Below are 25,372 nucleotides of genomic sequence, written 5' to 3'. Positions count from 1 at the left end.
TACGGACGGATCGGTGGCGGCCGCCGCGGCGGCCGTTCCGGTCAGCGGAGGGTGGCGCCGCCGTCCACGTAGAGCTCCTGCATGGTGATGTGGCGGGCCAGGTCCGACACGAGGAAGAGGACCGCGTCGGCGATGTCGGACGGTTCGGCGATCCGGCCGAGCGGGATGCCCGTGCGGTAGACCGCCGGGTCGCCGTCCAGGACCCGGGCCGGGGCGTCCCGGTCCTGCCACAGCGCGCGCTGCATGGCCGTGTCGGTGGATCCGGGCGCGACCACGTTGCAGCGGACGCCGCTGCGGGCCAGTTCCAGGCCGAGGCACTTGGTGTACATCGCGGCGGCGGCCTTGGAGGCGGCGTAGGCGCCGAGATGGACCCGGGGCACGCCGGCGGCGTTGGAGCCGACGGTGACGATGCTGCCGCAGCCTCGGGCCACCATGCCGGGGGCGACGGCGCGGGCCGTGTGGAAGACGCCCGTGGCGTTCACGGCGAAGGTGTCCGCCCAGTCCTGATCGGACAGTTCGGCCGCCGGACCCGGGCGCAGGATCCCGGCCACGTTGACCAGGATGTCGAGCGGGCCGTGCCGGGTGGTGACCGTGTCCACCACGTCCCGCACGGCCGCGGCGTCGGTGACGTCCATGGCGTACGGCGTGATGACTCCCGACCGCTTCGACGCGTCGGCCGTCGCGGTGGATACCCCGAGCGCGGCGGGCCCGGCGTGTTCGGCCGCGAGCGCCTCGACGCCCTCGGGGCGCCGGTCGGTCGCCGCCACATGGGCTCCCTGGGCGGCGAGCGCGCGGGCGACGGCGGCGCCGATGCCCTGCCCCGCCCCGGTGACCAGGGCTCGGCGGTCGGCCAGGAGGCCGCCCCTGCCGAGGAGTTCGTAGCGGTCCCGGACCGTCGGTGCGGCCGTGGACGCGGAATCGTCGGATATGACGTCGGACATGCCTGACCCCCAATTCGTTAGGTAAGCCTAACCTTATTCGGCCCCGGTCGACAGCCACCCGCAGCTCGGCAGCGACGGGCGCGACTCCACCGACCTATGGTTAGGCTAACCTCACTTCATGCAGATGTGGGATTCCGATGCCCGAAGGCCCCACGGCCAAGTGCGCGAGAACACGGGGATGTTGACGGCCGAGGCCGACGAAGCCCCCGCCGCCGTGGCCGAAACCGGACCGGGGCGCCGTCCTTCGGCCGACCCGACCCGTCGCCGTACCTGGCTGCTCGTCGCCGGGTTCGCGGCCGTCGTCGTGCTGCTCTGCGGCGTCTCGCTGTGCGTCGGTGCGGGCGAGGTCGGCGCGGGCGGGGCGCTGGACTATCTGCTGAATCGTCACGGCGCCCGGACGGACAGCCGGCTCGCCCTGGTCATCGGCGATCTGCGACTGCCCCGTACGCTGACTGCCGTTCTGGTGGGCGCCGCACTCGGCATCGCCGGAAGCCTGCTCCAGGCCGTCACCCGCAACCCGCTGGCCGAGACCGGGCTGCTGGGCGTCAACGCGGGTGCCTCGCTGGGCGTGGTCGCCGGGATCGGGCTGCTGGGCCTCGATTCCGGCTACGCCTATCTGGTGTGCGCCTTCGTCGGCGCCGTGACCGCCAGCGGGCTGGTCCTGCTCATCGCCGGGCGGGGCCGCGGCGGCTCCCCCATGCGGCTGGTGCTCGCCGGCTCCGCGCTGGGCGCGACCTTCGGCGGGCTCACCAGCGTCATCGTGGTCAACTCCGCCGAGACCTACGACCGGTTCCGGTTCTGGGTGCTGGGCTCCCTCGCGGGCACGGAGGGCTTCGGCGAACTGTCCCGCCTGCTGCCCGTGCTCGTCGTCGGGTTCGTGGTCGCGCTGCTGGTCACCCGCCCGCTGTCGGCGCTCGCGCTCGGCGACGACCTCGCCCGCAGCCTCGGCCACCGGCCGTCGGTCATCCGCACCACGGTGGCGGTGGCGGTGACCCTCCTCACCGCCGCGGCCGTCGCGCTGGCCGGCCCCATCTCCTTCCTGGGGCTCCTCTCCGGATTCGTGGCCCGCGCCCTGGCCGGTACCCGGGCGGCGGCGCGGCTGGTCCTGGCCGGGCTCGTCGGCGCCGCGGTGCTGACGGTCGCGGACGTGGCCGCCCGGGTGGTGTCGCGCCCCTTCGAGGCGCCGGTGTCGGTGATCGTGGCGCTCATCGGCGCACCGGTCCTCATCGGCATCGTGCGCTCGCGGCAGCTGGCCGCGATGGGCATGACCGAACCGGCCGCCGACACCGCCCCGCCCGGACGGGGCCGGACACCGCTCCCCGCCCGTCTGGCGGGAGTTCTGCCGCGCCGCCGTGCGGTCCACGAGGCGGCCGGGACGGCGGACACCACCCCGTCCGGGCCCGCGGAAACGACCGGGACGACGGCGCAGGACGGTCCGGCGGCGACCAAGGCCCTTTCCGCGGGGACGGCCGTGCTGCGGCGCGGCCCGTTCTCGCTGCTGGTGCACCGCCGGCCGGCCCTCGCCGCGCTCGCGCTCGCCGCGCTGGCGGTGGCGGCCGTGGTGTTCTCGGCGTACGCGGGCCAGAGCGACATGGGCGTGGGTCGTACGTTCCGTGCCGTGTTCGGCCAGGGCGACCGCTTCGACGTGCTGCTCGTGCAGAAGTTCCGGCTCGGCCGGATCGTCGCCGGGCTGACGGCCGGGGCGGCCCTGGGACTGGCCGGCTGTCTGACCCAGACACTGGCCCGCAACCGGCTCGCCACCCCCGAGCTCCTCGGCGTCAACGACGGTGCCACCGCGGCCGTCCTGCTGTCCGTGACCCTCAGCGCCACCGGCACCTTCGGCGCCTGGTGGGCCGGACCCCTCGGCGCCCTCGCCGCCGTCGTCGTCGTGACGACCGTCTCCGGCGGGCTGGGACAGCGCGGCTATCGCGTGCTGGTGGTCGGCCTCGCCATGTCGGCCCTGGCCTCCGCCGTCACCCAGGTGGTGCTGTCCCGGCGGTCCCTCAGCTCGGCCGGTTCCCTGTACGTGTGGACCTCCGGCAGCCTCAACGGGCGCGGCTACTCCGTCGCGGTGCCCGTGCTGATCGGGCTCGCCGTGCTCGTTCCCGCGGCCCTCGCCACGGCCCGGCACCTGTCCGTGCTGCGCTTCGACGACGCGACGGCCGCCTCCGTGGGCATCCGCCCGGACCGGGTCCGGCTGGTGTGCATGCTGCTCGCCGTGGCCCTGGCCGGTCTCGCGGTGGGCGTGTGCGGGCCGGTGGCCTTCGTCGCGCTGGCCTCCCCCGTCATCGCCGCGCGGCTCGCCGGTCCGCTCAGGGTGCCGTTGATCGGGTCCATGCTGACCGGAGCGGTGATGGTGGTGGCCGCCGACACCGTGGGGCGCATCGCCTTCTCCGGCTCCGAACTCCCGGTCGGCGTGGTGACCACCGTCCTCGGCGGTCCCTTCCTGTTGTGGGTGCTGCTGGGCCGTTCGGCCGCCACCCGCGTCTGAGGGCCTGTCGGGTGACCTCCGACCGGGCGGCCACGCCCCGGCACGCACGCCTGCGGCGTTGCCGCAATGCCCTCGTGGCGCCTTCCCCGAGCTCTCGACCCCGTTCGAGCAGGGGAGACCCCGTCCGAGGACATCCCGGCGCCTTGGGTCGCGCGCACCATGCCGCGTCCGCCTTCCGATCGAAAGTCACCCGACACGCTCCGAGACATGGGTCGGCGACCCGCCGGATCCACGCCACCTAGGCACGTGCCGACCGCGCGCACTCCCCCGGCCCTCCCTCGGGCCGGCCCCCTCCCGACCGATGTACGAAAGGCGGACGACCGTGACCGCTCTCCCCAGCCCCGTCCTGAGCGCCCTGCGCGACGGGGTCCGGGCCCGCATCCCGGGCGCCGAGGCCGAGTTCTGGCTGCGCGCCGAGCGGAGGGGCACACCACTCGTCGAGCCCGACCCCGAGGGCGACCCGGCGCACCGCCTGGTCACCTTCCTCTGGCGGGACGCCCCGGACCTTCCCACCTCGGACGTCCTGCTCCTGGTGCACACGGTCACCGACCGCGACCGCCACTCCGGTGACCTGACCCGCCATCTGATGCACCGGGTCGACGGCACGGGCGTCTGGGCGCTCTCCCACCGGCTGCGCGCCGACCACCGCGCCTCGTACCAGTTCCTGCCCGGCCACGGCACCCGCGAGGAGCTGCTGCGCACCGACCGGGTCTCCTGGCGGGCCGCCCTGGACCGGGCGCTGCCGGACCCGCTGAACAGTGCGGCCGTCCTGCCCGCGCACGGGGGACGCGCACCCGCCTCGGTCCTGTCCCTGCCCGACGCGCCGCCGCAACCCTACGTCGATGCCGACGGTGACGGTCCTCCCCCGCCGCGCGGGAGGACCCTGGAGCGCGAGGTGGGCGGACGGCGGGTGACCGTCCATCTCCCGCCGGGGCACGGTCCGTCGGCGACGCCGTACGCGGTCGCCGTGCTGCTCGACGGGGAGATGTGGGGGCCGGTGCTGGACGCCGGCGGGATGCTGGACCGGATGCACACGGAGGGGGCCCTGCCGCCCACGGTGGCCCTGCTGGTGGACACGATGGACCGCCGGATGGACGACCTGAGCTGCAACGGGGCGTTCGTGGACTGGCTCGCGGACGCCCTGCTGCCGTGGGCGGAGGCCGAGTTCGGTGCGACGGCCCGCCCGGAGCGGACCCTCGTCGCCGGGCAGAGCGCGGGCGGGCTGACCGCCGCGTTCGCCGCGCACCGCCGCCCCGACCGGTTCGGTCTCGCCGTGTCGCAGTCGGGGTCCTTCTGGTGGCCGGAGAACGATCCGGAGCGCGGCGAGGAATGGCTCACCCGGCAGTACGCGAGCGGCGAACGGCGGCCCGTCCGGTTGTACTTGGAGGTGGGTCTCCAGGAGTGGATGCTGCTGGCGGAGAACCGGCGGCTGCGCAATGTCCTGCGGGCCCGTGGCTACGACGTCGTCTACCGGGAGTTCAACGGCGGTCACGACTACGCCTGTTGGCGGGGAGGCCTGGCCGACGCGCTTTCGGCGCTGCTGGGGCGCGCGGGCGACTGACGGCGCGGGGCGGGGCGGGGGCGCGCCGCACGCCCGTACGCACCACGGGTCGCGCGCCGCACACCGGACACCCGTGCCGTGCGGCCCGCGCCCCGTAAGGCGCCTCGTGCGTCCAAGCGCCCGTCCACGCCTCCGCCCTCTCCCGGGGCATGCCGAAGGCGCCACGCGCATCCCGCCGCGTGGCGCCTTCGGTCCGTCCGTCAGGGCGTGGTGTCGCGGTCCCGGGCCTCCGCTCCCCGGGGCCGCTCCGGCGGCTCCGCGCCCCCGGTTGGTTCCGGTCCCGGTCCCCCGTCCTCCGCCATGCCCTCGTCCAGCGGCGGCGGTTGGGACGCGGTGCGCGGAAGCCGCAGGGCGAGCACCGCCGACAGCGCCACCAGTACGGCCGAGGCCCACACCGCGGTACGGAAGGGCCCGGCGTCCATCGCCGTCCCCGCCGGGTGCGCGCCGCCGCCGACCAGCGCCGCGCACAGCGCGATGCCGAGCGCGCCGCCCAGGGTGCGGACGATCTGGAAGAGGCCCATCGCCTGACCCATGTCGGGCGGGGTGACGGTCTCGAACCCGGCGAGCTGCACGGTCAGCACGGCCGTGCCCAGCACCAGCCCGATCAGGAACATCAGGGCCCGCACCGCCCAGGCGTTCTCCGCCGTGCCCGGCACCGCCAGCGCGCCGAACACCACGGCCGCCGCGACCAGCGCGGTCGCGGCCAGCCGGCGCGGGCCCAGACGCGGCAGCAGCCGGTCCACCATCTGCGAGGCCAGCATCAGGCCCAACGCCTCGGGGAAGACGCTCAGTCCGGCGTCCAGCGCGGTGCCGCCGAGTGCCGCCTGGAACAGCAGCGGCACCACGAACAGCACGCCCATGAGCCCGGCGGCCGTGAGGGCGGCCAGCGCGGCGGCCGTGCCGTAGTACCGGTCGGCGAACAACCGCAGCCCCAGCAGGGGTGCGGGGGCCCGGCGTTGCTGGATCACGGTCGCCACCAGCAGGGCACCGCCCGCGACCGCGCAGCCCGCGATGACGGGGTCGGACCAGCCGCGCGCCGGACCGAAGCCGAGCGCGTAGGTGAGCAGCCCCAGGGCGGGCGTCGCCAGCCAGAACCCGGCCCGGTCGAACGGCCCCGCGGTGCCCTCCACGTGCTCGCGCAGCCCGGCCGCGCCGAGCAGCACGGCTGCCACGCCGACCGGCACGTTGACGAAGAACAGCCAGTGCCAGGAGAGGTGTTCGGTGAGCAGACCGCCGAGCGGCGGGCCGAGGGCGGGCATCAGCGCCGTCGGCACGATCAGCACCTTCGCCAGCCCGCCCCGCTCCGGCGGGGTGAACGCCCGGAACAGCAGCGTCATCCCCACCGGGGTCAGCAGGCCGCCCGCCAGCCCCTGCACCGCCCGCGCGACGACCAGCACGGGCAGGTTCCAGGCCAGTCCGCACAGGGCGGAGGCGGCCGTGAAGACGGCCAGCGAACCGAGGAAGACCCGCTTGGTGCCGTACCGGTCGCCGAGCCAGCCCGCCACCGGCAGCGTGAGCGCCAGCGCGACCAGGAACGCCGTCTCGACGGTGTTGGCCGCACCGACGGGCCGTCCGAAGTCCTCGGCGATGGTGTAGAGGGCCGGGTTGACGATGGTGGAGTCGAGGCCGTTCATGCACATCGCGGCCACATAGACGAGGACCACGGCGAGCCGCGGACCGATGCGCGGCAACGACGGCCGACGGCTTGGTCCGGTACGGGACTTCGGTCCGGTACGGGAGTCGGACGCGGTCACCGGGTCAGCAGTCCGGTGTCGTGCGCGGTCACCCACTCCAGTGCCTCCTGACGCGGGCACGGACCGTGCACCGCGGTCCAGCCGGCCGGCAGGTCGGCGAAGTCCGGCCACAGCGAGTGCTGACGCCGCTCGTTGACGAGGACGAGGAAGGTGTCGGCCTCCCCGTCGGCGTCGAAGGGGTTGACGGGGGCGTCGTCGTTCACAGCCATCGTGGTGTCACTTCTCCAGGTCGTTCAGGCGGTCGGCGACCACGCGGGCGATGTGCGCGATCGGTTCGGGCAGGGTCATGTCCTTGTGGGAGCAGGCGATGTCCGTGTTGTCGATGCGCCCGCCCACGTACGGGGCCCAGGTGTCGGGGGTGAGTTCGTCGTCGATGGTGTCGACGGTGGCCCGGAAGAACAGCACGTCGCCGTCGAAGCACCGGTGGTCGAAGCCCCGCACGAGGTGGTTGGTGTTGAGGTAGATCTCCGCCAGCGCCTCCAGCGTCGGGGCGTTCAGCGCGGCGAGCGGGCTGCCCTCGCGCTGGAGCACCTCGATCACGTGGGCGGTGGTGAGTTCCTCGCCGTCCAGGACGTCGGGGCCGTAGCCGCCCATCGCCAGCAGGGACTCCATCGCCTCGGCGTGGTCGGGCACGGGCAGCTCGCGGAAGCCCTCGGCGGGGTAGGCGTCGAGCACGGCGAGCAGCTCGACGTCCTCGCCACGGTCCTGGAGGTGCGTGGCCATGGCCTGCGCGATGATGCCGCCGGTGGACCAGCCGAGCAGCCGGTACGGTCCGGCGGGCTGCACCTCCCGCATCCGGGCCGCGTAGTGCGCGGCGAGCTCCTCCAGCGTCGCGGGCAGCGGTTCGCCCGAGGTGGCGGGGCCGACGCCCTGTGCCTGGAGGCCGTAGATCGGCACGTCGGCGGGCAGGTGGCGGATGAGTCCGGCGTAGCACCAGCTCAGCCCGCCAGCCGGGTGGACGCAGTACAGCGGAGCGCGGTCGCCCTCGCGGGCCGGGCGCAGCGGCAGGAGCACGTCGAGCGGGTCGTCGCGACGTCCGCCGTCCGCCGCCGCTTCGAGCGCGCCGTCCAGGGCGGCGGGAGTCGGGGAGCGGAAGACGGTGCCGATGGAGACGTCCGCGCCGAGGGCGGCCCTGACGCGGGCCGCGAGGCGGACGGCGAGCAGCGAGTGGCCGCCGAGGTCGAAGAAGTTGTCGTCGACGCCGACCCGTTCCGCGCCGAGCACCTCGGCGAAGATCGCGCACAGCTGTTCCTCGCGCGGTCCGCGCGGGGCGCGCGAGTCGGTGGCGGCGGGGCGGCCGGGGGCCGGCAGGGCCTTGCGGTCCAGCTTGCCGTTACCGGTCAGCGGAAGCCGTTCCAGGGCGACGACGGCGGACGGGACCATGTGGACGGGCAGGTCGCGGGCGGCGTGTTCGCGCAGCGCCGCGGCGAGATCCGCGCCCTCCGGGGCGTCGGGCGCCGGTACGGCGTAGGCGACGAGCCGCTTGTCGCCGGGGACGTCCTCGCGGACCGCGACGGCCACGTCCGCGACCCGCGGGTGGGCGGCGAGCACGGCCTCGATCTCGCCGAGTTCGATGCGGAAGCCACGGATCTTGACCTGGTGGTCGGCGCGGCCGAAGTACTCCAGGGTGCCGTCCGCTCGCCTGCGCGCGAGGTCGCCGGAACGGTACATCCGGGCGCCGCTCTCCCCGAACAGACGGGCGTAGGGGTCGGCGACGAAGCGGGTCGCGGTCAGGTCGGGCCGGCCGAGGTATCCGGCGGCCACGCCCTGCCCGGCGACGTACATCTCTCCGGTCACGCCCGGCGGCACCGGCTGGAGCCGTTCGTCGAGCACGTAGACACGCAGGTCGGGGATGTTGACGCCGATGGTGGAGGAAGTGGCGGCGGCTGCCGTGGCCCGGTCCAGCGGGAAGTGGGTGACGTGCACGGTGGTCTCGGTGATGCCGTACATGTTGACCAGCCGGGGCGCGTCGTCGGCGTGCCGGGCGTACCAGTCGTCGAGGCGGCCGGGTTCCAGCGCCTCGCCGCCGAAGACGACGTGGCGCAGGGCGAGTTCGTGTCCGGGTTCCTCGCGGTCGGCGGCGGCCAGCTGGTGGAAGGCGGACGGTGTCTGGTTGAGGACCGTCACCCGTTCTGCGGCCAGCAGCCTCAGGAAGGCGCCCGGGTCGCGGCTGGTCAGGTGGGGTACGACGACGACCTTGCCGCCGTACAGCAGGGCGCCCCAGAGTTCCCAGACGGAGAAGTCGAAGGCGTAGGAGTGGAACAGGGTCCAGGCGTCGTCCGGTCCGAAGCCGAACCAGTGGTCGGTGGCGGTGAGCAGCCGGGTGACGTTGTGGTGGGTGACCACGACGCCCTTGGGCCGGCCGGTGGAGCCGGAGGTGTAGATGATGTACGCGGGGTCGTGGGGGGTCAGCGGGCGGACCCGGTCCTCCTGGCGCAGCGGGGTGCCGTCGTACGCCTCGGCGGCGTCGCCGTCCACGGTGATCAGCGGCAGATCGTGCTCGGGCAGTCCGGGCGCGGTGGCGGTGTCCGTGACGACGGCGGCGGGGTGGGCGTCGGCCAGCATGTACGCCAGTCGGTCGGCCGGGTAGTCGGGGTCGAGCGGCAGGTACGCGGCGCCCGCGAGGGAGACCGCGAGCAGGCCGGTGACCAGGTCGAGGGAGCGGGGCAGGGCGAGGGCGACGACGGAGCCGGGGCCGATGCGGCGGTCGGTCAGCAGCCGGGCCAGCCGGTGGGCGCGCTCGGAGAGTTCGGTGTAGGTGAGGGTGGCGCCCTCGTGGCTGACGGCGATCCGGTCGGGGTGCCGTCGGGCGGCCTCCTCGTAGCGGTCGGCGAGCGTGGCGGGGGTGGTCGCGGCCGGGGCGGGGTGCTCGCCGTCGGCCGCGGCGGCGGGAAGGTTGGCGTCCACGAGTGCGCGGTGGTGTTCGTCGGCGCTCAGCAGCGGCAGCAGGCCGAGCGGGGTGTCCGGGGCCTCGGCGGCGGCGGTGAGCAGCCGCCCGAGGCGGTCGGCCAGGGCCTGGGCGGTGGGGCGGTCGAACAGGTCGGTGCGGAACTCCAGGAAGCCGCCGATGCCGCCGCCCGCCAGTTCGCCCGCGTTGAGGGTGAGGTCGAACTTGGCGGTGCCGGAGGTCATGGTGGACAGCCGGGCGGTGGCGTCCGGGCCGAGCGGGAACGCGGCGTCCGGCACCGACTGCCAGGCCAGCATGGTCTGGAAGAGGGGGTGGCGGGCCAGTGACCGGGGCGGGTTGAGGGCTTCGACGAGGTGGTCGAAGGGCAGGTCGTCGTGGTCGAAGGCGGCCAGCGCGGTGGTCCGCGCACGCGCCAGCAGTTCGCGGAAGGTGGGGTCGCCGGAGGTGTCGGTGCGCAGGACGACGGTGTTGGTGAAGAAGCCGACGAGCGCGGCGGTGGCGTCGTCGTCGCGTCCGGCGACGGGAGTGCCGAGCGGGATGTCGGTGCCGCAGCCGTGCCGGGTGAGGAGGGCGGCCAGCCCCGCCTGCACGGCCATGAACACGCTGGCGCCGGTGGCGCGGGCAAGCCGGGCGAGCGCGGCGTGGGCGGCGGCGTCCACCGCGAAGGGGACGGTGTCGCCGTCGGTTCCGGCCACGGACGGGCGGGGCCGGTCGGTGGGCAGGTCGAGCTGGTCGGGCAGCCCGGCCAACGCCTCCTTCCAGTAATCCAGTCGGGCGGTGGCGAGCGGGGTGGGCGCGGCGGGGGTGCCGAGCCGGCGCAGCTGCCGGGCCGTGTGGTCGGCGTACCGCAGGGGCAGCGGGGTGAACTGCGGTGCGCGGCCTTCGAGTCGGGCCCGGTAGGCGGTGGCGAGGTCGTCGGCCAGCGGGGTGGTGGAGGCGCCGTCCCCGGCGATGTGGTGCAGGACCAGCAGCAGGGTGTGCCGGTCGTCGTCCTCGGTGAACAGGGTGGCGCGCAACGGGATCTCGCGGGCCAGGTCGAAGGTGTGACGGGCTGCGGCCGTCAGGTCCTCGCCGTCGGCGGCGCGGTGCGGTCGGGGCCGGGCGGCCGGGTCGTCGGGGGCGAGGACGTGCTGGCGGGGCAGGCTGTCCGGGCCGTCGTCGGGGACGGGATAGATGGTCCGCAGGGTTTCATGGCGTGCCGTCAGGTCGGCGATGGCGGCGCTGAGCGCGTTCTCGTCCAGCGGTCCTTCGACGGTGAGGACGAGCGGGATGTTGTAGGTCGGGCTGGGCCCTTCCAGCCGGTGCAGGAACCACAGCCGCTGCTGGGCCGGTGACAACGGCGCCTCGCCGGTGCCGGGTTCCGGGTCCGGCGCCGTGGCCCGGGTGGTCGTGGCCTCGGAGGGGTCGGTGTCGCGGGCGCGGACCAGGGCGGCGAGCGCGGCCGGGGTGGACTCGCGGAACACGTCGGCGACGGAGACGGGTACGCCGAAGGTCTCGCGCAGCCGGGCGGCGAGACGGGCCGCGAGCAGTGAGTGGCCACCCAGGTCGAAGAAGGAGGTGCCGGGCGCCGGGGCCGTGTCCAGGCCGAGCAGGTCCGCGAAGAGTCCGGCGACGACGTCGGTGTGGGGGTCATCGGGTGCCTCGGCGGGGTCCGCGGGCGGCGGGGCGAGCGGGGCGGGGTCGGGCAGGGCCCGGTGGTCGAGCTTGTCGTTGGCGGTGCGGGGCAGTTCGTCGAGGAGCGTCACGGCCGCCGGGACCATGTGCGCGGGCAGCGCGGCGGCGAGATGGTCGCGCAGGACGGCCGGGTCGGTGTCCGCACCGGGACGGGGCACGGCGTAGGCCAGCAGCCGCTTGCCGCCGGCCGCGTCACGGGCGATGACGGCGGCCCGGTCGACGGCGGGGTGCGCGGCCAGCACGGCCTGGATCTCGCCGAGTTCGATCCGGAAGCCACGGATCTTCACCTGGTCGTCGGTGCGGCCGAGGAACTCGACGGTGCCGTCGGCGCGGCGCCGCACCAGGTCGCCGGTGCGGTACATCCGGCCGCCCGGATCGCCGTGCAGGGCGCCGAAGGGGTCGGCGACGAACCGCTGCGCGGTCAGGTCGGGCCGTCCGAGGTAGCCGCGGGCGAGGCAGGCACCGGCCACGTAGAGCTCGCCGGGGACGTCGTCGGGGCACGGCCGCAGGGCGGTGTCGAGGACGTAGAGCCGGGTGGCGCGCACGGGGCTGCCGTCGGATCCGGGGCCGGTCCAGTGGCAGGCGTCGACGGTGGTCTCGGTGGGTCCGTAGAGGTTGAGCGGGTGGACGCCCTCGGTGGCGGCGAGGCGGTCCCACAGCGGCGCGGGGACGTGCTCGCCGCCGACGACGAGCACGGCGGGCTTGTGGTGGCCGTCGTCGAGCAGCCCCTCGGCGAGGAGGGCCTCGGCGTAGGAGGGGGTGACGTCGAGGTAGTCGACGTGGTGCTCGTCGACGTAGGCGGTCAGCGCGGCCGGGTCGCGGTAGGTGGCGTCGTCGAGCAGGTGCAGTTCGTGGCCGTGGACCATCCACAGCACCGGGTCCCAGGAGGCGTCGAACGCGAACGAGGCGCTGTGGGCGACCTTGAGCCGGGCGCGTCCGGTGCGGGCGACTGCGGGGGCGATGTGGTCGGTGCCGTGGCCGGCGTACAGGTTGGCGAGGGAGGCGTGGGTGACGACCACGCCCTTGGGGCGGCCGGTGGAGCCGGAGGTGTGGATGATGTAGGCGGCGTCGTCCGGGCCGGGCGTGGCGGCGGGACGGTCGGCGGGCGCCTGCGCGAGGGCGGTGAGCGTCCGGGGGTCGTCGAGGGCGATCACCGGCAGTCCGTGCTCGGGGAGCCCGGCCAGGGCCTCGGCGGTGCCGAGGACACAGGCCGGGCGGGCGTCCTCCAGGACGGCGAGGGTGCGGGCGGGCGGGTGGCCGAGGTCGAGGGGCTGGCAGACCCCGCCCGCCTTGAGGACGGCGAGCAGGGCGGTGACCGTGCCGGTGGAGCGGGGCAGGGCGAGCGCGACCGGTGTCTCGGGGCCGACGCCGTGGGCGGCGAGGTGGTGGGAGAGCCGGTTGGCGGCGGCGTCCAGTTCCGCGAAGGCGAGGGTGTCGTTGCCGCAGCGGACGGCGGTCGCGTGCGGGAGGCGTGCGGCGCGCGCGGCGAACTCCTCGGGCACGGTGGCGGTGTGGGGCGGTTCGGAGCGGCCCGCGGTGACGCGGCGTGTCTCGTCGCCGGTGAGCAGGTCGAGGGCGGCTACCGGGCGGTGCGGGTCGGTGAGCAGCAGTTCGGTCAGCCCGTCCAGGCAGCGCCGGAAGGTGGCCGCGTGCCGCTCGGTGTCGGCGCCGGTGTAGCGGTCGGTGTTGGCGTCCAGCACGAGGGCGAGGCCGTCGTCGGGGCCGGGCCAGGCGCCGAAGGCGAGGTCCTCGACCGGCCCCGCGACGAGGTTGCGGACGGTGCCGGTCGGGCCGCCGAAGTCCAGCGTGCCGCCGTCGTGGGGCTTGATGTTGACCATCGGGCCGGTGAGCGGGGCGATCGGGGCGGTCAGGCCCAGGTCGCGGCGCAGGTCGGCCTGCGGGTAGCGCTGGTGGCGGCGGACCCGGCGGATCTCCAGCACGATGCGGCGCAGCAGTTCGGCGGCGGTGTCGCGCGGGCGGACGGCGACGCGCAGCGGGAGCACGTTCACGGCCATGGCAGGGGTGCGCAGGGCGGCCGGACCGCGGCGGTTGGTGACGGGCAGTCCGAGGACGACGTCCTCGGTCCCGGTGAGCCGGTGCAGGTGGACGGCGGTGGCGGCGACGACGAGTTCGGCCCAGGTGGCCTTGGCGGCCCCGGCGGCGCGGGTGAGGCGGTCCAGCGCGCCGGCGGGAAGGTCGGCGACGTGCCGCAGCGAGCCGTTGCCGGTCGCGGTCCCGTTGCCGTTACCGGTCACGGTGGGCGGTGCGAGCGTGACGGGGACGGCGCCGGCCATCCGCCCGGTCCAGAACTCCCGGTCGGCGGCGTACTGTTCGCCCGCCAGATAGTCCCGCTCCTCGTCGACGAGCTCGCGCAGCGGGGCGAACCGGCACTCCGGCGCCGTGTCGCCGTCGGCCGCGTACAGTTCCGCGACCCGGCGGCCGATCAGGGTCAGCGCGTAGGCGTCGACGGCGATGTGATGGACGCGCTGGTACCACCAGTACCGCCTGTCGCCGACCCGCAGCAGCGCCTGGCCCATGAGCCCGTCCTCGGCCGCGAGGTCGGCGGGCCGGGACAGGTCGGCGCTGATGCGGCGTCCGGCCTCCCCGGCGGGGTCCGCGAGGTCCCGCAGATCCGCCCGGTGCAGCCGGAACACGTGGTGCGGGTCGGCGTACTGGGCGGGCGTGCCGTCCTTCTCGGTGAACCGGAGTCGCAGGGTCTCGGCCTCCTCGACCGTACGGCGCAGGGCGCGCTCGAAGCGGTCCTCGTCGAGGGCTCCCTCGATCTCCACGACGTCCGCCGTGTGGAACTCGGTGCCGCCCGGGGCGAGCTGTTGCGCGTAGTGGATGCCGCTCTGCGCGGTGAGCAGGGGGAACGACTCCGGACGCTCGTTCATGTGGGGAGAACTCCTCGGTTGTGAAAGCCTTGCCGCGCACTGGACCGCCAACGACTTAGGCAAGCCTAAGCTAAATACTTGCACCGTGTGCCCGCCGTGCGAACTTCACGACGGAGGGCGGCGCGATCACACCCACCGGAAGAGGAGCCGATGACCGACCCGCACGACGACACCCCCGCACCCGCCCCCCAGGCCGTCAAGTCCCGTATACGGCAACGGATCGAGGAGCGGCGCGATGCCCTGCTGGACCTGAGCCGCCGGATCCACGCCCATCCCGAGACCGCGTTCACCGAACACCGTGCCGCCGCCTGGTGCGCCGAACTCCTGGGCGACCAGGGCTTCGCGGTGACCGCCCCGGCCCACGGGCTGGACACCGCCTTCGAGGCCGTCACGGGCGGCGGCCCGCTGACGGTGGCGATCGTCTGCGAGTACGACGCCCTGCCGGAGCTCGGGCACGCCTGCGGCCACAACCTCATCGCCGCCGCCGGGATCGGCGCCGCGCTCGGCCTCGCCCCGCTGACGGACGAACTCGGCCTGCGCGTAAGGGTGCTGGGCACCCCGGCGGAGGAACGGGGCGCGGGAAAGGAGCTGATGCTCCGTCAGGGCGCCTTCGACGGCGTGGACGCGGCCATGATGGTGCACCCGTGCCCGTTCGAGATGGCGGACTTCCGTTCCTTCGCGCTCGGCACCCTCTCGGTGACGTACACCGGCCGCGCCGCACACCCCAGCCTCAACCCGCACGAGGGCCGCAACGCCGCCGACGCGCTGACCGTGGCCCAGGTGGCCATCGGGCTGCTGCGCCAGCAACTGCCGCCGCAGTGGCGGGTGCACGGCATCACCACGGAGGCCGGCAGCGCGCCCAACGCGATCCCCGACCGGGCCCGCGCCGAGTACGAGTTGCGGGCGCTGGCCGCCGAGGACCTGACCGAACTGCGCGACCGGGTGGAGGCGTGCTTCCGTGCGGGCGCGCTGGCGACCGGCTGCGAGGTGGCCCTGGAGCGCCCGGAGCCCGACTACCTGGACTTCCGCGGCGACCCCGGACTGATCCGGCTGTGGACGGCCAACGCCCGTGCGTTGGGCCGTCCGGAGCCCGTGGAACGGCCGCCGTTCGCCTGCACCGACATGGGCAACGTCTCGCACGTGGTGCCGTCCATCCACCCGGTGCTCGACATCAGCGACGGCTGCTCGGGCCCGCACGAGGCGGCCTTCGCCGAGGCGGCCGTATCGGCCAGGGCCGAACAAGCGTTGCTGGACGGGGCGACGGCGATGGCCTGGACGGCCGCCGACCTCGCATGGGCCCGCCGGGCCGGACACCGGCCCGCCTGACGGACGGTGGCGGGCCGGGGGATGGCCGGCGGACATCCGGCAGCCGCGGGCGCCCCGGAACACGCACGGGGTGCGGGACACCCGACCCGCACCCCGCACCGCCCGGTCCGCCCGACCGGAGGGGGCGTCAGGAGGCGCTCAGCGCCTTGCTGATGTCGTTCATGACCACATCGGCCGCGAGCGGGCCGCCGCGGGTCGACCAGACGGAGCCGTCGACCGTCACGGCGTGGCCGGTCTTCACGGCCTTCAGCTCCTTGTAGGCGGGCTTGGTCTCGACTTCCTTGAGCGCCTTCTCGCCGTCGGAGGTGAGGGTCGAGAGGAACAGCCAGTCGCCGTCGATCTCGTTGATCTTCTCCAGGCTCAGCGACGGAGTGTGCGCGTTGCCGTCCTTGTTCTGCGCCTTGGGCCGCTTCAGCCCCATCTCCAGCGCGATGCCACTGGCGAACTGCTTGTTCTCCATCCAGCTGGGGCCGTCCGGGTTCCAGCGGACGATGGACACCTCGGCGCCCTTGTTCGCACCGAGCTTCTCGCCCGCGGCCCTGGCGGCGTTCTCGTGCTCGGTGATGACCTCGTTCGCGGCGCCGAGCTTGTTGACGGCGTTGCCGATGCCCCGGAGCGACAGCTTCCAGTCGTCGGTGGGCGCCGTGGTGACGAGCGTGGCCGGGGTGATCTCGCGCAGCTGCTTCAGGACCTGCTCGTCCTGCATGTCACCGGCGAGGATCAGGTCGGGCTTGGCCGCGACGACCTTGTCCATCACCGGCTGGAGCAGATTGCCGACGATGTCGATGCCCTGGACCTTGTCGGCGAGGTAGGCGGGCGGCTTGTCGAGGCCCTGCCCGTTGGTGATGCCCACCGGCTTCAGGCCGAGCGCGAGGACGGCGTCCAGGTCCTCCTGAGTGAGCGTCACGATCCGCTTGGGGTCGGCCGGAACCTTGACGGCCCGGCCGGTGGCGTCCTTGACGGTACGGGTGGCCGATGCCGCGGACTCCTTGCCCGCATCGCCCTTGGCGTCGTCGGAGTCCGTCCCGCAACCGGTCATGAGCAGCGTGGCCGCCGCCGCCACCGCGGCGGCCCGGACCGCGCGGCGCGACAGCAACAGGGAAGGACGACTGGGCAGGGTCATGGGGACTCCATGGTTCACGGGGACGTGCAAACAGTGCGGGGGCAGGCCGACGACTCGCGATCGCCTCACCACCCGGCCGCAGTGACTAAGGTTAGCCTTACCTCATACCCTTCGAGCAAGGGGATGCCCCGTTCGCACGGGGGCCGACGGGTGCGACCCGCCGGACACCGTCACCGAACACGCCGACCTCCCGGTCGCGGACCGCCGCCCGACTCCGCGACGGGCCGCACCATCAGCACCGAAGGCACGACGGAACGGACCCGTCAAGCGCCCGCACGGACGAGGGGGCGATCCGTTTCGGACTTTCCCGCTCCGCACGGCCGCGTGCGCCCCGAAGCCCCGTCAGCGGCTCTATGCTTCTACACGCCTGTAGAGCGCGGATGTCCGTCCCAGTGTTCCGGACATCCGCGCAACCTCGTACGCGTGTAAGGGAGTGGACGCCTCGATGGTGTTCAAACGACTGCTCGGCTCACTCGGTGTGGGCGGCCCCACCGTCGACACGATCCTCGACGCCGGGGCGGCCGTGCCGGGCGGCCCCCTGTCCGGTCGGGTCCACCTCCAGGGTGGCAGCGCCGGCTTCGACATCGAGCACATCGCGCTGGAACTCGTCGCGCGGGTGGAGGCCGAGTTCGAGGAGGGGGAACGGGAAGGCGTGGTGGTCTTCGAGCGTTTCACCGTCGGCGGCGGCTTCCGGCTGCACGAGGGCGAACAGCGCACCGTTCCCTTCACGATCGCCCTCCCCTGGGAGACGCCGATCACCGAACTGTACGGGCAGGCCCTGGGCATCGTCCTCGGTGTCCGTACCGAACTGTCGGTGGCCGGTGCCAAGGACAAGGGCGACCTCGACCAGCTCGCCGTGCGCCCGCTGCCGGCCCAGGAGGCCGTCCTGGAGGCGCTGGGGCAGCTCGGCTTCGGCTTCAGGTCCGCGGACCTGGAGTACGGCCGCATCGGCGGCACCCACCAGCAACTCCCCTTCTACCAGGAGATCGAGCTGACTCCGGCGCCGCAGTACGCGGACCGGGTCAACGAGATCGAGGTGACCTTCCTCGCCACTCCGGGCGGCATGGACGTGGTGCTGGAGGCCGACAAGCGCGGCGGCCTCTTCTCCTCCGGGCACGACGCGCTCACCCGGTTCACGGTCGCCCATGACACCGTCCACCAGCAGGACTGGCGGGCACTGGTCGACAGCTGGCTGCGGCAGTTGGTCGAGCACCGCTCCACGCACGCGCCCGCCCCCGCGTACGGCGCCCACGGTCACGGCGACCCGTACGCCCCGCACCACGGCGGCGGTTACGGCCATGACGGCGCCCACCATCACGACGGCGCCCACCATCACGACGGCGGCCATCACCACGACGGCGGTCACCGCTCCGGACCGGGCATCGGCACCGCCGTCGCGGCGGGCGCCGCCGGGCTCGCGGTGGGCGTCGTCGGCGGCATGGTCGCCGCCGAGGTCGTCGACGAGGTCGGGGACTTCTTCGAAGGCGACGAGGACGAGGGTGACGACTGATGTTCGGAATCAGCGAGCTCGCGATCATCCTGATCGTGGTCATATGCGTCCTGGGCGCCAAGAGGCTCCCCGAACTCGCCCGGTCCGCCGGCAAGTCGGCCCGCATCCTCAAGGCCGAGGCGAGGGCGATGAAGGAGGAGCGGCACGCCGGATCGCCCGCGGACACCGGGGCGGACGCCCACGGCGGTCGCGTCATCCGCGGGGAGACCGTCGCCCGGACGGGGCCCGAGGGATCGAAGCCGGACACGGGGCACGCCCCGGACCACACGTAGGGCGGACCGGCCGGGCGAGGTCCGCGCCCGCCGGTCCGCCCCTCCCGGCGGGCATCGGCAGCCGGTGGCGCCCGGCGGGCACCGACGGCGGCGCCCCCCGCCCCCGGCCGGTCAGTCCTCCCGGACCGGGGCCCGCCGCGCCGGGTCCTCCCGGTCGGCCGGGAGCCAGGGCGCGAAGATCTCCGGGAGCCGGTCCAGGTCCGCGGCCGTGAGGGTGACGAGGCGGATGCCCGCCTCCCGCGCCAACTCCGTCTTGCGCTGCACCTTTTCGTAGTACGACCGCTGCTCCATGAGCCCCAGCGCCTCCACGAACGTGCCGTCGCCGAGCCGCCAGTCGGCCCGCAGCCCCGTGGTGTTCAGTTCGAGGTGGCGGGGGTAGTGCGGTTCGGGTTCGTGCTCCACACCCCGGTGGTGGAAGAAGTCGTCGATGTGCCGCTCCAGCATGGAGCGGCACAGGTGCCCGTCGGTGGCGACGGTCAGCGTCCCGCGCGCCCGGCGCACACCGTCGTCGAGCACCCCCGCCAACTGCAGCCACTGCACCCAGGAGCGCGCCGCGCGGGCGGGACGGGCGGTCAGCAGCCCGGTGACCGGGCGCGGGATCAGGAACCGGCACAGCATGGCCTCGTCGACCGCCCGGGGATCGGTGACGGTCACCCGGTCGAGCTGCGCGAGCGACGGCGGCCCCGAGAACTCGATCCGGACCAGGCGCCGCAGGGCGTGGATGACGGCGTCGGTCCACGGCCCGTCCGTGCCGTTGTCCCTGAGCACGCCGCGCCGGGCGAGCCGACAGCACCCGAAGCAGTACGCGAGGCTGTCGCGCGTCTCCAGGGCCGGCCGCCCGCAGAGCCTGCACGGCGCCGTCCGGCCCGACACGACGGGCGCGCCGAACATCGCCTCCAGTTCCCGCCGGTAGTACGGGTCCTCGCCGCCCGCCGGGCCGGTGGCACGTTCCGCCACGACGGCCGGGTCCACCGTCCGCGCGTTGAGCCACTGCCGGTGGGGCCGCGGGACGAGTTCCAGTGCCCGGGACGTGAGCAGGCAGGGCGACCGGAACGGCCCGGCGTTCCCCGCCCCCGACGCGGCACGGCGGTTCAGCCGCTCGGTCTCCGCGTCCGGCGCCGCCCAGGTCACCCACGACGGCTCGACACCGTGCCGGCGCAGCAGCACGGTCATCGGCTCGGCGTACGGGCGGGCGTGGACGGTCAGGGTTCCCGTGGCGGGGTCGTAGGTACCGGCCTGCGGCAGGTCGCGCACGGCCACCGCGTCCTCGATCAGCCGGATCGACCAGATCTCTCCGGGGAGCACGGTGGCGTCGGGGTACCCGTCCAGTCCCGCGAGCGCCGACGGCTCCCCCGGTTCGACGCCGTGCCGGCGCAGCGCGACGAGCGCCTCGGGGCGTGCCCGTTCGTCGATGAGTGTCAACGGCCCGTCCGGCAGGCGGTACTCCCCGACCTCCAGCCCGGTGCGGTCCAGTACGAGGACCTTGTGCGTGCCGTAGACGGTACGGCTGACGGCCCGCAGATCCTCGTACGTGTGGGGGCGTCGGCGGTAGCGGGCCCAGGCCCGCGGCTCGGCCTCCGCCCGTTCGTCGCGGAGGTCCTGCGCCCGGTCCCGGGCGGTCTCCCGCCCCCAGGTGCCGGACTCGGCCCGGGCCGCGAGAGCCGCGCGCAACTGTGCGGCCAGGCGCCCGTGGAGAGCTTCCCGCAGGCCGGAATCCGCCGCCTCGGCGCCCGGCCCCGGGATGTCCGCCGATGTCCCGGTGGACACGTCGGCGGGCACACGGGCGGCAGGCCCGGCGGGCGCTTCGGTACCGGAGGACACGTCGGTGCCGGAGGGCCCCCTCTGCGGATCGGTGTCCGCGGATCCGGGCCCGGCTTCGAGGAAGTCCGTGACGAGCGAGCGCAGTTCGTCGGCGTCCGGCAGGTTCAGCCGCACGCGCCCGATCCAGTGGCCCGCGGCGAGCTGCTCGGCGCGCGTGAACGGCTGGTGCCGGTCGGGGAGCCGGTCCTCCTCCCCGTCGGAGGCGTGGTCGTCGTCCTCCTCGTACTCGTACGGCCCGACGCGGTGCAGCTCGATCCAGCCGTGGCAGCCCACGGCGGCGCCGGCGGCCCCCGCGAGGCGGTGGATGTCCGCCCCCTGGTGGTGGAGGAAACTGTCGTACAGATAGCCCATGTGACGGTCCAGCACCGAACCGCCCTGCCGGGGCGGCGCGGCGACCGAGACGGCCCGCCGGTCGTACGAGTTGTCCGGCCGCGGCACCAGGCTCACCACGACGGGGACCAGCGCGTCGCACTTCACACCCGCGGGGGCGGGGACCATGCTCCCGCGCCGTTCCAGCCGGCCGAGCACGAACGTGCGCAGCGCCTCCACCGAGTCGTCGAAGACGGCGAAGGCCGTCGACACCCCGGGGTCGCCGGGCGGGATCACCACCATCGCCTCGTCCCGCAGGTATTCGATCGGCTCGCCCTTGTACATGCGGGGATTATGCCAGCGAAGTATGACAAGCCGTTGATGAGGTGGGATACGAACGAAAGTACGAGCGCCAGGAAGGCACCGGGGCGAGCGGCGGCGCCGGTCCGCTACACCCTCGACGGCACGACCCCGACCCGCGACAGCCGCGTGTACTCCCCCGGCCGTCCGCTGCGGATCACGAAGGACACCAACGTCACGGCGGTGGCGTTCCACGGCAACCGGGGCAGCGTGCCGGTGTCGTACGGGTATCTGATCAGGACCCGCGAGAAGCCGCTGGCCGAACTCATCGTCATGTCCGACGTGCACGTCGGCAGCCACGCGAGCGCCGACAAGAAGTACGAGAGCTTCTTCGACACCATCGGGTCCATCTTCCCCCGGCCCGACGCGATCCTGTCCAACGGCGACATGATCAACGACAACGGCGACGGCAAGGGCCCCGACCACCGGACCGTCTCCGAGATCCTCCGGGCCAACCTCGGCCGCAAGGGCATGAAGAACACCGAACTGCTGATCTCCAACGGCAACCACGACGCGAGCCTGGCCGCGATACGCGCCGGGTACCCCCGGGAGTGGTTCCCCGACTCGGGCGGCGGCTACTACGAGTCCGTGGTGAAGGGCCTGCACATCCTCACCGTCAACACCGAGACCTACAACTCCGATTCGGCCCAGCGTGCCTGGCTCAAGGAGCGGCTGACCGCGATCACCGCCGACCCGGCCAACGCGGGCAGGCCCGTCCTGGTGCAGGGGCACCGGCCCACCACGGGCACCACCATGGACGGTCAGCAGGCGGCGAACCCCCGGCTCGCGGAGGACCTCGGCGCCTTTCCGCAGGCCATCCTGTTCTCGGGCCACTCCCACCTGAACATCAACGACGACCGTTCGATCCACCAGCGCGACTTCACGTCGGTCAACGACGGTTCGATGAGCTACGTCGAGATCGACCACGGCTACCAGATGGTCACCGCCGACGGCCTGGCCGACCGGTTCGAGTCGCCGACCGCGCAGGCCCTCTTCGTCGAGGTCTACAGGGACCGCACGGAGATCGCGCGGGTGAACATGGCCGCGGACAAGCACGACATCTACACCGACGGCAAGTGGACGGCCGACTGGCAGCCGCCGTACGCCAGCGCCGGCACCCTGAGCGGGGACACCTGGACGGTGCGCCTGAAGGGTTCGACGAACCAGCAGATCAAGGACGGCTTCCGTTACACGGCCGCCACCCGGAACACCGTGGCGCCGAAGTTCACCACCCATCGGCCGCTGTCCCGGGCGACCGACGAGAAGGGCGGTACGGCCCTGCGGATCGCGCAGGCCCGGGACGACCAGATGGTCCACCACTACGACGTCGACATCACCGACGCCTCGACGGGCGCCCCGGTCGTCTCGTCCAAGGTCCTTTCGGACTTCTACTTCATGCCCCGTCCGAACAGCCTCGACATCCCGGTGCCGGGCGCGGTCGCGGGCAAGCGGTACGCGGCCCGGGTCGTCGCGGTCGACGCGTACGGGAACGCCTCCCCGGCCGCGTCGCTGACGTTCCGCAAGTAAGGCCGCCGGGCCGGGCGGCTCCTTCCCCGGGCCGCCCGGCTCCTCGCCGGACGCGCCCGGCCCCTCCGAGCGCGTCCGGCGCCGCGGGCGGACGGGGCGTCAGGTCGTGTCGGGGTCGATCACGGCCCGCCGCCCCCTGGCGCGTCTGCCGACGACGGCCGCCGCCGCGACCGCGCTGCCCACGAAGGCCAGGGCGACCGTCCACGGCCGGTCGAAGACATGACGGGTGGCGTGGTCGACCGAGTACCGGCCGGGGCCGGCCAGACCGATCGCCGCGGCGGTGAACCCGAGGAAGGCCGGGTACTCGTAACCGCCGACCTGCGCGAAGAACCCCGCCGGGGCGTGGACGGCCACGGCTCCCGCCATCGCCCCGGCCGCCGCCGCACCGGCCGCCGGTGTCGCGAGGCCCAGGGCCAGCAGCGCTCCGCCGCCCGCCTCGCCGAGCCCCGCGGCGACCGCGCTGTGCTTCGGCGGATGGAACCCCATGGCCTCCATCGCGGCGGTGGTTCCCGCGATGCCTCCGCCACCGAACCAGCCGGCCAGTTTCTGGGTGCCGTGCGCGGCCAGTACCGCGCCGGTGCCGACGCGCAGGGCGAGCAGACCGAGGTCACGCCGGTCGGGACGGGACATGGCACTCTCCGCGGGGCTCGGGGTTCGGCGTCCGGCAGTCCGGAGCGGGGCCGGTGGCCCCCGGGCGGGACGGCCGCCCCGGCTCCCACTCTCCGTGGTGCGGGCCGCCGGTGTGACCCGGTGCTACGCCGTCCGGGGGACGCGCGCGGACCGCTCTGCGACGAACGCCATTATGCAACTTGTTGCACAATGACATCCCGGTGGTCTACAACTGGCGCAACGACACCGCGCGAGGAGCCGCCGCATGAGCCCGTACCCGAATCTGCTGAGCCCGCTCGACCTCGGGTTCACCACCCTGCCCAACCGGGTGCTGATGGGGTCCATGCACGTCGGCCTGGAGGAGGCCGAGGGCGGCTTCGAGCGGATGGCCGCCTTCTACGCGGAACGCGCCCGGGGCGGCGTCGGCCTGATCGTCACGGGCGGCATCGCCCCGAACGCCCGGGGCTGTTCCGCGCCCGGCGGGGCCAGGATGACCACCGAGGCGGAGGCCGAGCGGCACGCCGTGGTCACCTCCGCCGTGCACGCGGCGGGCGGCCGGATCGCCATGCAGATCCTGCACTTCGGCCGGTACGCGCACCACCCCGATCTGGTGGCGCCGAGCGCGCTCCGGGCACCGATCAGCCCCTTCACACCGCACGCCCTGACCGACGACGAGGTCGAGGAGACGGTCGAGGACTTCGTCAGGGCCGCCGAGCTGGCGCGGCACGCCGGGTACGACGGCGTCGAGATCATGGGTTCCGAGGGCTACCTGGTCAACGAGTTCGTCGTCGCGGCCACCAATCACCGCACCGACCGCTGGGGCGGCTCGTACGAGAACCGGATGCGGTTCCCGGTCGAGATCGTGCGCCGGGTCCGCGAGCGGGTCGGCGACGACTTCATCCTGATCTACCGGCTCTCGATGCTGGATCTGGTGCCCGACGGCTCCTCGTCGGAGGAGGTCGTGCGTCTGGCGCGTGCGATCGAGTCGGCCGGGGCCACGATCATCAACACGGGGATCGGCTGGCACGAGGCCCGCATCCCCACCATCGCCACGTCCGTGCCGCGCGGCGCCTACACCTGGGTGACCGAGCGGCTGCGCTGGGCCGTGTCCGTGCCGCTGATCACGAGCAACCGCGTCAACACGCCCGAACTCGCGGAGGAGATCCTGGCCTCGGGCCGGGCCGACATGGTCTCGATGGCCCGGCCGTTCCTGGCCGACCCCGATTTCGTGGCGAAGGCGGCCGCGGGGCGCCCCGAGGCGATCAACACGTGCATCGGCTGCAATCAGGCGTGCCTGGACCACGTGTTCGGCGGCCGGGTCACCTCCTGCCTGGTCAATCCGCGCGCCTGCCACGAGACCGAAATCGTCCTCTCGCCGACCCGGACGGCCAGGCGGCTCGCGGTGGTGGGCGCCGGACCCGCCGGTCTCGCCTGCGCCGTCACGGCGTCAGAGCGCGGCCACCGGGTCACCCTCTTCGACACGGCGGACGGGATCGGCGGACAGCTCGACGTGGCGCGCAGGGTTCCCGGCAAGCAGGAGTTCGACGAGACGCTGCGCTACTTCCGTACCAGGCTCGCGGAGGAGGGGGTCGAGCTGCGGCTCGGCACGCGGGCCACGGCCGAGATGCTCGAAGGCTTCGACGAGGTCGTCCTGGCCACCGGCGTCACGCCCCGCTCCCCCGCGATACCGGGCCTCGACCATCCGAGCGTGGTCGGCTACCTCGACGTCCTGCGCGACGGGGCGCCGGTCGGCGACCGTGTCGCGATCATCGGGGCGGGCGGGATCGGCTTCGACGTCGCGGAGTTCCTGACCGACCCGGGCGACGGGGCGAGCGCCGACCCCGAGGCGTTCTTCCGGCGATGGGGCGTCGACACCGCCCTCCGGGAGCGGGGCGGTCTGCGGACCGCCGAACGCGCGGCACCCGCGCGCACCGTCCACCTCGTCCAGCGCAGGCCCGGCAAGGTCGGTGCGGGGCTGGGGAGGACGACCGGTTGGATCCACCGCACCGAGCTGCGGCACCGGGGCGTGACGATGATCGCGGGCGCCGCCTACGACCGGATCGACGACGAGGGCCTGCACCTCACGGTCGACGGCGAGCGGCGCGTCCTGCCGGTCGACACCGTGGTGGTCTGCGCGGGCCAGGAGCCGCGCCGCGAGCTGTACGAGGAACTGCTCGCGGCGGGCCGTCGGGTGCGCCTGATCGGTGGCGCGGACGTGGCCGCCGAACTGGACGCCAAGCGCGCGATCCGCCAGGGCACCGAGGTCGCGGCCGCGCTCTGACGGAGCCGGCC

Annotated in this window: 14 protein-coding genes; 7 read left to right on the top strand and 7 right to left on the bottom strand. The window is 74.1% G+C overall.

The window, feature by feature from the left end; genetic code table 11:
- Window positions 1-41: 41 nt before the first annotated feature.
- Window positions 42-941: a 2,3-dihydro-2,3-dihydroxybenzoate dehydrogenase gene (locus AB0E67_RS15840; protein WP_362026348.1), complete on the bottom strand. Its 900-nt coding sequence runs from the start codon at window positions 939-941 to the stop codon at window positions 42-44.
- A gap of 178 nt (window positions 942-1,119) precedes the next feature.
- On the opposite strand from AB0E67_RS15840, the gene fhuB reads away from it, so the two are divergent.
- On the top strand, window positions 1,120-3,432 hold the full coding sequence (fhuB, locus tag AB0E67_RS15835; protein ID WP_362026478.1) for a Fe(3+)-hydroxamate ABC transporter permease FhuB: 2,313 nt from the start codon (window positions 1,120-1,122) through the stop codon (window positions 3,430-3,432).
- A 301-nt stretch (window positions 3,433-3,733) separates the two neighbouring features.
- Entirely contained in the window at window positions 3,734-4,993 is a 1,260-nt protein-coding gene (gene fes / locus AB0E67_RS15830) for an enterochelin esterase (protein ID WP_362026345.1), read from the top strand.
- Between the two features lie 200 nt (window positions 4,994-5,193).
- Here the strand turns inward: fes and AB0E67_RS15825 are convergent, their stop codons facing one another.
- From AB0E67_RS15825 to AB0E67_RS15815, 3 genes are read right to left on the bottom strand one after another with little or no spacing between them, the layout of a single operon-like run.
- Window positions 5,194-6,684: a DHA2 family efflux MFS transporter permease subunit gene (locus tag AB0E67_RS15825; RefSeq protein ID WP_362026475.1), complete on the bottom strand. Its 1,491-nt coding sequence runs from the start codon at window positions 6,682-6,684 to the stop codon at window positions 5,194-5,196.
- 59 nt (window positions 6,685-6,743) lie between these two features.
- Entirely contained in the window at window positions 6,744-6,956 is a 213-nt protein-coding gene (locus tag AB0E67_RS15820; protein WP_351520932.1) for an MbtH family protein, read from the bottom strand.
- 7 nt (window positions 6,957-6,963) lie between these two features.
- A complete protein-coding gene (locus AB0E67_RS15815) occupies window positions 6,964-14,223 on the bottom strand; it encodes an amino acid adenylation domain-containing protein (protein ID WP_362026342.1) in 7,260 nt (2,419 codons plus the stop codon).
- A gap of 150 nt (window positions 14,224-14,373) precedes the next feature.
- On the opposite strand from AB0E67_RS15815, the gene AB0E67_RS15810 reads away from it, so the two are divergent.
- Complete coding sequence (locus tag AB0E67_RS15810; protein ID WP_362026339.1) at window positions 14,374-15,549, top strand: M20 family metallopeptidase; 1,176 nt, start codon at window positions 14,374-14,376, stop codon at window positions 15,547-15,549.
- Window positions 15,550-15,676: 127 nt separating this feature from the next.
- Here AB0E67_RS15810 and AB0E67_RS15805 read toward each other — a convergent pair whose 3' ends face one another.
- Window positions 15,677-16,672, bottom strand: coding sequence for an ABC transporter substrate-binding protein (locus AB0E67_RS15805; RefSeq protein WP_362026336.1), 996 nt, complete (start codon window positions 16,670-16,672; stop codon window positions 15,677-15,679).
- Window positions 16,673-17,117: 445 nt separating this feature from the next.
- Between AB0E67_RS15805 and AB0E67_RS15800 the strand changes: the two genes are divergently transcribed.
- A complete protein-coding gene (locus AB0E67_RS15800) occupies window positions 17,118-18,182 on the top strand; it encodes a sporulation protein (protein ID WP_362026333.1) in 1,065 nt (354 codons plus the stop codon).
- A complete protein-coding gene (locus AB0E67_RS15795) occupies window positions 18,182-18,454 on the top strand; it encodes a twin-arginine translocase TatA/TatE family subunit (protein ID WP_362026330.1) in 273 nt (90 codons plus the stop codon). The genes AB0E67_RS15800 and AB0E67_RS15795 overlap by 1 nt, the downstream gene beginning before the upstream one ends.
- 111 nt (window positions 18,455-18,565) lie before the next feature.
- Here AB0E67_RS15795 and AB0E67_RS15790 read toward each other — a convergent pair whose 3' ends face one another.
- The gene (locus AB0E67_RS15790; RefSeq protein WP_362026327.1) at window positions 18,566-20,929 is read right to left on the bottom strand and encodes a hypothetical protein; all 2,364 of its coding nucleotides are present in this window, start codon (window positions 20,927-20,929) and stop codon (window positions 18,566-18,568) included.
- A gap of 36 nt (window positions 20,930-20,965) precedes the next feature.
- On the opposite strand from AB0E67_RS15790, the gene AB0E67_RS15785 reads away from it, so the two are divergent.
- Window positions 20,966-22,471: a metallophosphoesterase gene (locus tag AB0E67_RS15785; RefSeq protein WP_362026324.1), complete on the top strand. Its 1,506-nt coding sequence runs from the start codon at window positions 20,966-20,968 to the stop codon at window positions 22,469-22,471.
- Between the two features lie 99 nt (window positions 22,472-22,570).
- Here AB0E67_RS15785 and AB0E67_RS15780 read toward each other — a convergent pair whose 3' ends face one another.
- On the bottom strand, window positions 22,571-23,101 hold the full coding sequence (locus tag AB0E67_RS15780) for a DoxX family membrane protein (RefSeq protein WP_362026321.1): 531 nt from the start codon (window positions 23,099-23,101) through the stop codon (window positions 22,571-22,573).
- Between the two features lie 244 nt (window positions 23,102-23,345).
- Between AB0E67_RS15780 and AB0E67_RS15775 the strand changes: the two genes are divergently transcribed.
- Complete coding sequence (locus AB0E67_RS15775) at window positions 23,346-25,361, top strand: NADPH-dependent 2,4-dienoyl-CoA reductase (protein WP_362026318.1); 2,016 nt, start codon at window positions 23,346-23,348, stop codon at window positions 25,359-25,361.
- Window positions 25,362-25,372 lie beyond the last annotated feature (11 nt).

Source organism: Streptomyces sp. NPDC032161 (genome assembly GCF_040636995.1).
Classification (GTDB): Bacteria; Actinomycetota; Actinomycetes; order Streptomycetales; family Streptomycetaceae; genus Streptomyces.
This window is presented reverse-complemented; position numbering and strand designations above follow the sequence as displayed.

Bases quoted from the DNA above. Each gene is read 5' to 3' on its own strand.
- AB0E67_RS15840 (WP_362026348.1), bottom strand. From the start codon at position 941: ATGTCCGACGTCATATCCGACGATTCCGCGTCCACGGCCGCACCGACG.
- fhuB (WP_362026478.1), top strand. From the start codon at position 1,120: ATGTTGACGGCCGAGGCCGACGAAGCCCCCGCCGCCGTGGCCGAAACC.
- fes (WP_362026345.1), top strand. From the start codon at position 3,734: ATGTACGAAAGGCGGACGACCGTGACCGCTCTCCCCAGCCCCGTCCTG.
- AB0E67_RS15820 (WP_351520932.1), bottom strand. From the start codon at position 6,956: ATGGCTGTGAACGACGACGCCCCCGTCAACCCCTTCGACGCCGACGGG.
- AB0E67_RS15815 (WP_362026342.1), bottom strand. From the start codon at position 14,223: ATGAACGAGCGTCCGGAGTCGTTCCCCCTGCTCACCGCGCAGAGCGGC.
- AB0E67_RS15810 (WP_362026339.1), top strand. From the start codon at position 14,374: ATGACCGACCCGCACGACGACACCCCCGCACCCGCCCCCCAGGCCGTC.
- AB0E67_RS15805 (WP_362026336.1), bottom strand. From the start codon at position 16,672: ATGACCCTGCCCAGTCGTCCTTCCCTGTTGCTGTCGCGCCGCGCGGTC.
- AB0E67_RS15800 (WP_362026333.1), top strand. From the start codon at position 17,118: ATGGTGTTCAAACGACTGCTCGGCTCACTCGGTGTGGGCGGCCCCACC.
- AB0E67_RS15795 (WP_362026330.1), top strand. From the start codon at position 18,182: ATGTTCGGAATCAGCGAGCTCGCGATCATCCTGATCGTGGTCATATGC.
- AB0E67_RS15790 (WP_362026327.1), bottom strand. From the start codon at position 20,929: ATGTACAAGGGCGAGCCGATCGAATACCTGCGGGACGAGGCGATGGTG.
- AB0E67_RS15785 (WP_362026324.1), top strand. From the start codon at position 20,966: ATGAGGTGGGATACGAACGAAAGTACGAGCGCCAGGAAGGCACCGGGG.
- AB0E67_RS15780 (WP_362026321.1), bottom strand. From the start codon at position 23,101: ATGTCCCGTCCCGACCGGCGTGACCTCGGTCTGCTCGCCCTGCGCGTC.
- AB0E67_RS15775 (WP_362026318.1), top strand. From the start codon at position 23,346: ATGAGCCCGTACCCGAATCTGCTGAGCCCGCTCGACCTCGGGTTCACC.